The sequence below is a fragment of the Streptomyces sp. NPDC051133 genome, assembly GCF_040682635.1.
In the GTDB taxonomy this organism is placed as follows: domain Bacteria; phylum Actinomycetota; class Actinomycetes; order Streptomycetales; family Streptomycetaceae; genus Streptomyces.
Genome location: NZ_JBFBBK010000121.1, coordinates 1 through 5,915, shown reverse-complemented (window position 1 = coordinate 5,915; position 5,915 = coordinate 1). Strand labels below are relative to the sequence as shown.

The 5,915-nt window shown below is 63.8% G+C and carries 5 protein-coding genes; 2 read left to right on the top strand and 3 right to left on the bottom strand.

From position 1 onward, the window contains the following. The 3 genes from AB0N17_RS44925 to AB0N17_RS44915 form a co-directional block, all read right to left on the bottom strand. Window positions 1-385, bottom strand: a 385-nt coding sequence (locus tag AB0N17_RS44925) for an urease accessory UreF family protein (protein ID WP_366017479.1), incomplete at its 3' end; no start/stop codon positions are given. 61 nt (window positions 386-446) lie between these two features. Beyond that, window positions 447-2,276, bottom strand: a complete 1,830-nt coding sequence (locus tag AB0N17_RS44920; RefSeq protein ID WP_366017478.1) for an urease subunit alpha — start codon at window positions 2,274-2,276, stop codon at window positions 447-449. Continuing rightward, window positions 2,260-2,922: an urease subunit gamma gene (locus AB0N17_RS44915; protein ID WP_366017477.1), complete on the bottom strand. Its 663-nt coding sequence runs from the start codon at window positions 2,920-2,922 to the stop codon at window positions 2,260-2,262. The genes AB0N17_RS44920 and AB0N17_RS44915 overlap by 17 nt, the downstream gene beginning before the upstream one ends. 982 nt (window positions 2,923-3,904) lie before the next feature. Here AB0N17_RS44915 and AB0N17_RS44910 point away from each other — a divergent pair. Both AB0N17_RS44910 and AB0N17_RS44905 read left to right on the top strand, forming a co-directional pair. Next, on the top strand, window positions 3,905-4,543 hold the full coding sequence (locus tag AB0N17_RS44910; RefSeq protein ID WP_366017476.1) for an AmiS/UreI family transporter: 639 nt from the start codon (window positions 3,905-3,907) through the stop codon (window positions 4,541-4,543). Between the two features lie 368 nt (window positions 4,544-4,911). Further along, on the top strand, window positions 4,912-5,838 hold the full coding sequence (locus AB0N17_RS44905; protein ID WP_366017475.1) for a hypothetical protein: 927 nt from the start codon (window positions 4,912-4,914) through the stop codon (window positions 5,836-5,838). The last annotated feature ends 77 nt before the right edge of the window (window positions 5,839-5,915 follow it).

The following is a 5,915-nucleotide window of genomic DNA, read 5'->3' as shown; positions in this document are numbered from 1 at the left end:
CCGCGACGCCGAGGACGACCGGCAGATGCACTGCTTGCGGCCGGACGCGGGCGAGCCGGTCGAGTTCGGGCGAAGGCCAGGTGGTGCGCACCGCACGTATCATCTGCCGGCCGAGCCTGCGGGCGATCTCTCGTGTCGCCGGCATGGGTGTGCGGGCGTCGGCGGCCTCGTCCAGTGTCAGGGCGTCGTATCCGGTGGCCGCCGCGGCCGCGAGGCCCGCCGCGCTCAGGCCGGCGGTGTGCAGACGCCCTTGGCAGAACCTCTCCAGGCTCGCGGCGTCGTACACGCTCTGGGAGGCGACTGCGGTCTCCACTCCGCCGGAATGGGCATGTCCTCCCGCCGGGAAACGGCCATCGGCCAGGATGAGGAGGGCTGCGCGGCTCATACGACGGCCTGCCTTTCATCAGGGCGGCCCGGCCATCAGGGCGGCCGGGCCGGCCGCCGGGTCAGAACAGGAAGTACCGCTGGGCCATGGGCAGTTCCATGGCGTAGTTCCGTCCCACCAGCTGCCCGTTCACTTCGGCGCGTACGTCGGAGGTGGTGGCGCCGCCGACGGTGACCTCGAAGGAGTCGGGGTCGACGACGATCTCGGGGAGGCTGTTGTTGTGGACCATGTCGGCCTTGGTCACCTGGCGCGTGGACTTGATGGCACGCAGCGGCTTGAGCAGGCCGAGCTGGGACAGTTCTCCGTCGATGGCCAGCTCCGCCACGAAGTTGAAGGAGTTGGTCTTCGTGGACCGGCCGCAGAATCCCCACACGGGGCGGGGCAGGATCGGCTGGGGAGTGGGAATGGAGGCGTTGGCGTCACCGACCTGCGCGTAGGCGATCTGACCGCCCTTGATGACCAGGTGTGGTTTCACACCGAAGAATCTCGGCTCCCACAGCACCAGGTCCGCGAGCTTGCCTGCCTCGATGGACCCGACCTCGTGGTCGATGCCGTGGGTGACGGCCGGGTTGATCGTGTACTTGGCGATGTAGCGCCGGGCTCGGAAGTTGTCCGCGTCGCTGTCGTCCTCGCGAAGGGGGCCGTAGCGGTCCTTCATGACATGTGCGGTCTGCCAGGTGCGCATGATCATCTCGCCGATGCGTCCCATGGCCTGTGCGTCGGAGGACATCATCGAGATGGCGCCCATGTCGTGCAGCAGGTCCTCGGCGGCCATGGTGGAGGGCCGGATCCGCGAGTCGGCGAACGCCATGTCCGCCTCGATGTCGGGATTGAGATGATGACAGATGATCATCATGTCGAGGTGCTCCTTGACGGTGTTGACCGTCAGGGGCCGGGTCGGGTTCGTTGACGCGGGCAACACGTTCGGCCGCCCCGCCAGGCTGATCATGTCGGGTGCGTGACCGCCGCCGGCGCCCTCGATGTGGAAGATGTGCAGGCCACGGTATCTGCCGTCCGCGGCACTGCCGTCCTTGGTCGCGGCGAGGGTGTGCTGCACGAACCCTGACTCGTTCAGCGAGTCGGCATGCAGGGCCATCTGGACACCGGTCTCGTCGCAGATCCTCAGTGCCGCGTCGATCACCGCAGGCGTGGCCCCCCAGTCCTCATGGACCTTGAAGCCGAGGGCGCCGGCAGCGACCTGGTCGCGCAGCGCCTTCTCCGAGACGGTACTGCCCTTGGCGAGCAGACCGATGTTGACGGGAAAGGAATCCAGCGCCTCGAACATCCGCTGGATGTGCCACTTGCCGGGCGTTACGGTCGTGGCGGTACTGCCGTCAGCGGGCCCGGTTCCACCACCGATCAGCGTGGTCACGCCCGATGCGAGCGCCTCGTGAATCTGCGCAGGGCCCAAGAAGTGGACGTGCGTGTCGACGCCGCCCGCGGTCAGGATCCGCCCATTGCCGGAGATCACCTCCGTCTCGGGGCCCACGATGAAGTCCGACGCACGTTCGTCGCTGTGGGGCTTCGCCGACATCGTGTCAGGGTTGTACGCCTTGCCGATCGCCATGATCCGACCGTCGCGCAGACCGACGTCCGCCTTCACCACGCCCCAGTGGTCCAGGATCAGTGCCCCGGTGATCACCGTGTCCACCGGCATTCGGGGGTCGTCGCGCGGGACATGTGACTGCCCCATAGACTCGCGGATCACTTTGCCGCCGCCGAAGATCATCTCATCGCCGCCGCGGCCCGGGCCGCCGCACCAGTCGGCATCGATCCTGATCACGAGCTCGGTGTCGGCGAGCCGGACACGGTCACCGGTGGTAGGACCGTAGAGGTCGGCGTACCGGAATCGTGTCAGCAGGCCCGCGGCCTCTTCAGCCCCTTTGGCCATCGAGATGCATCTCCTCTTCGCTCTTCCCCGTCTGAAGCCCCCTGACGATGCGGTCCCCGGCGATGGGCACCAGCTGCACCGTGCGCTCATCTCCCGGCTCGAATCGCTCCGACGTACCGGCCGCGATGTGCAGTCGCATTCCGCGTGCCGCCTCCCGGTCGAACCGAAGCATTTCGTTGACTTCGAAGAAGTGGTAGTGAGAGCCGACCTGGACCGGTCGGTCCGATGCATTACTGACGAGCAGCTCCACCGGTTTCTGGTCCTCGTTGATCGCCACCGCGAACTCGGCGTCTTCCGGGAGAAGCTCCAGCTTGCCGGGATGGACATCCACCTCCTCGTCCGGTTCGTCGAACGGGTTGTGAATGCTCACGAGCTTGGTCCCGTCAGGGAATGTCGCCTCGACCTGCACGCTGGAGATCATCTCCGGGACGCCCTTCATGACCTCGCTGCGCCTGAGCACGTGACGGCCGGACTCCATGACGGCGTCGACCGTCGCGCCGGACCGGGCTTCCTCGTGCACGTGCACCGTCAGCAGAGCCATCGCCTCGGGATAGTTCAGCAGGACCCCCCTCTCACGACGCTGCCGGGCAACATCCGCCGCCACATGGATGAGCAGACGTTCCTGCTCGTGCGGAGTGAGGTGCATGCTGTCCTCTCTTTCTGCTCATCGCTCGACCCGTACGGCGAGGCCGACGACGCAACCGGATGCGCGCTGGTGCGCCGAATGCCGCAGGCTGATCATCGGAGCGGGACACGGGCGGTACAAGGCGCATCGAGGAAGAATCCCCGTTTCATGCCCGATAGGATTAAATAACGGCACCCTCAGGGGATAATCGGCAGTGGAGCAGCGCTGCGGCCGCACGTGCTGGGCCGTCGATGTCACTGTGCATGGCAGCACCATGGAGCGTCTGCAGCGGTGCGGAAGAATCTGGTGTCAGGCCTGACTCGGGGCGTTGGCCTGGGCGACTCAGGCGACCGTCAAGGCGTGCTTCAGGAGGCCGGCACGCTCTCTCGCGCAAAAAGTCCGATCGCCAGGGCACCGTCGCCCTGGCGATCCTGAGTATCGCCGCCGAGATACATCGCCCGAGCCGCACGACTCAGACCAGATCGGCCGACTTCCTGGCAAGGTACGGCAGTATCAGCGGCCCGACGTTGTGGTGGGTGACGAGGTGTGACGAGGTGCGCCGTTCACGAACAAGCCTTTCGCCGCCGACGGTAGCCGAAACTTTCTACCGTCCCCTGCAGTCGAGCTGCACTTCGCTGGGCACATGAACGTCGTACACCATGGGGTGTTCGGCGAAGAGTCCGACATGATGCCCGCAACGAGATTGGCTTCCGACGGAGGCGAAGCTGCTGCCTCTGGGCCCTGACCCCGGATCTTGGACACCAGAGACACTTGGATCTTGATGGTCTGGGTGGTCAGGAGTCCCGCTATTGCTGACACGGTCCGACAATGACGCAAAGAATTCTCACTGACGTGTCACTGAATGCGAAATCGTGTCTTACGTGGTGCGAATGAACTGGTCGGCTCGACTTGACAAGCCGGTCGCGGGGGCGTGTGCTGGAGTGAAGAATGGGGGAGCGTCTCAGAAGATCGCTGAGGCATGATTTTCGGGAGGTGCGTCTTTGTGGGAAATGTGGGTCTCCTCTTCGTGGGCGCGGTGCTTTTCCTCAACGGAATGATGCTCCTCGGTAAGGTCACCCCCCGCTCCGGCGCGGTGTTCAATCTTTTTGTAGGGGCGCTGCAGGTCCTGACGCCGACTTACCTCGTTATCCAGGCTTCTGGTGACCCTCATAAAATCCTCGCAGTGTCCGGCATATATTTGTTCGGCTTCACTTACTTGTATGTAGGTGTGGGCTTGCTCATGGGTTTGGACGGCACCGGTGTCGGCTATTACTCTCTGTTTGTTGCGATCGTGGCCCTCGCGTACTCGTTCGTCAATTTCCACCTTGCCAAGGATTATCCGTTCGGCGTGATCTGGCTGTATTGGGCGTTTCTGTGGCTACTTTTCTTCCTGCTGCTGGGGCTCGGGAAGGAAAGCCTCACCTCCTACGTGGGCTGGGTCACCGCGATCGAAGGCTGGGTCACCGGAGTGGTTCCCGCCTTCCTTCTGCTCTCCGGCTACTGGAAGCACCCGTCGGAGACCGCCATTGCATTGGGGATCTTCGGCATCGTGGTGTTCGGGGCGCTGTGGCCTCTCACTCGCGGCTCGCGGCTTGCAGCCCGCAGCACCGAGCATGCTCATGAGGCGTCGATGTCCGGCTAGGGCTGTGACCGGGTACTTTCCCTGTTTGACTGCCGACGTCGCGGCATCCACCTAACGGGTCCCTCGGACGCATCAGCTCCCGCCCTCAGGCCGGGCAGACTCCGCTCTTGCTACCGGTTCGAATTCCTCGCTGTGCAGGGGTCATTTGTGCCACGCCGGACGTTCCTTCAGTGCTGCGTTCACGACGAGAAATCTACTCAAGCGAATACTGAGTGTCTAGAAAACTTACATCGCTATACTTGATATCCGATGTAGTGCCCCCCGAAGATGCGGGGGGCGACGTCGCAGCGGCTGGATCCGTCGGGCCGCAAGGCATCGCTTTCTTGGGGCTTTGCCCTTCCGCGACGACTGAGGAGACTCAAGCGAAAATGACCCTGCACCCACGCTGGCGGAACTCCGGCATTGCGGCTGCGACGGCGCTCAGCTTCCTTCTGATCGGCACCACATCGGCACACGCTGCGCACCAGCCGCCGAACCACTGCGACCCTGCAGCATGCGTAAATCACCTCACGCCGCTTGACAGCATATTTCTCAACATGCCCGGCCACTCGTATGGTACTCGGGACAGGGCCACCGGCGCTCCCGTAAATTCCCTCAACGACTGGGCCAGTGCCTACTGCGCCAAGGCAGGCTTCGGAGGCGGCCGTGGCCAATGCTCCCTGAATTCATTCTCCGAGGAGTCTTTCTTCAACCAGACGCCCCACTACAAGAAGCGAGCAAGTGGCCTGCTGTTCAACTGCACGAAGAAACCAGCGTCCCAATCGCTCGGCTGGGCCTACACCAGGGAAGCCTCTGTTACCTACGGTTACTCCTCCAGTGTCGCCGTTGGAAAGGGCCTTTCCATCGGCTACATGACCAATTCTGCTTTTGCCTTCACCCTTCTCTCCAAGCAGTGGTCGACCCAGTGGTCCTGGGGATTGTCCAGCACCCAGTCGGGCAACACGAAGCTGTCCGTTGCACCTGGCGAGGCCGGATGGTTCTCTGAAGGAGACTTCTATGGCACAGCGCATGGCCTGGCATTCGTGACGATCAGCAGCCCCGACGACGCCTACCAGGCGCCGGGCAAGCCCGTATTCTCAGGAAGCTATACCGTCGTCACCGACATCAGGGGCGTCATGCCGCAGCAGACGGATCACCGGGCCGTCGCTCGTCAGGGAGCGGTAGGTCTGCTTGCTGAGTCGCGTCCGATGACTGCTTCAGAGAAGGCCAGCTGTGCCGGCCGACGGAGCGCCTTCACAAAGGATGCTCCCATTACAGCATCCAGCACCGAGTCCCAGGCAGTAACGCCGCAATAGCGTCGAGGTGGCACTGCCGGCTCCACACCGCCGGCGGTGCCACAGGCTGATGCCCTATGGCTGCATTGACCGGATCT

What these genes read in the sequence shown, in the direction of transcription:
- AB0N17_RS44915 (WP_366017477.1), bottom strand. Translation starts at nt 2,922, where the DNA reads ATGCACCTCACTCCGCACGAGCAGGAACGTCTGCTCATCCATGTGGCG.
- AB0N17_RS44905 (WP_366017475.1), top strand. Translation starts at nt 4,912, where the DNA reads ATGACCCTGCACCCACGCTGGCGGAACTCCGGCATTGCGGCTGCGACG.
- AB0N17_RS44920 (WP_366017478.1), bottom strand. Translation starts at nt 2,276, where the DNA reads ATGGCCAAAGGGGCTGAAGAGGCCGCGGGCCTGCTGACACGATTCCGG.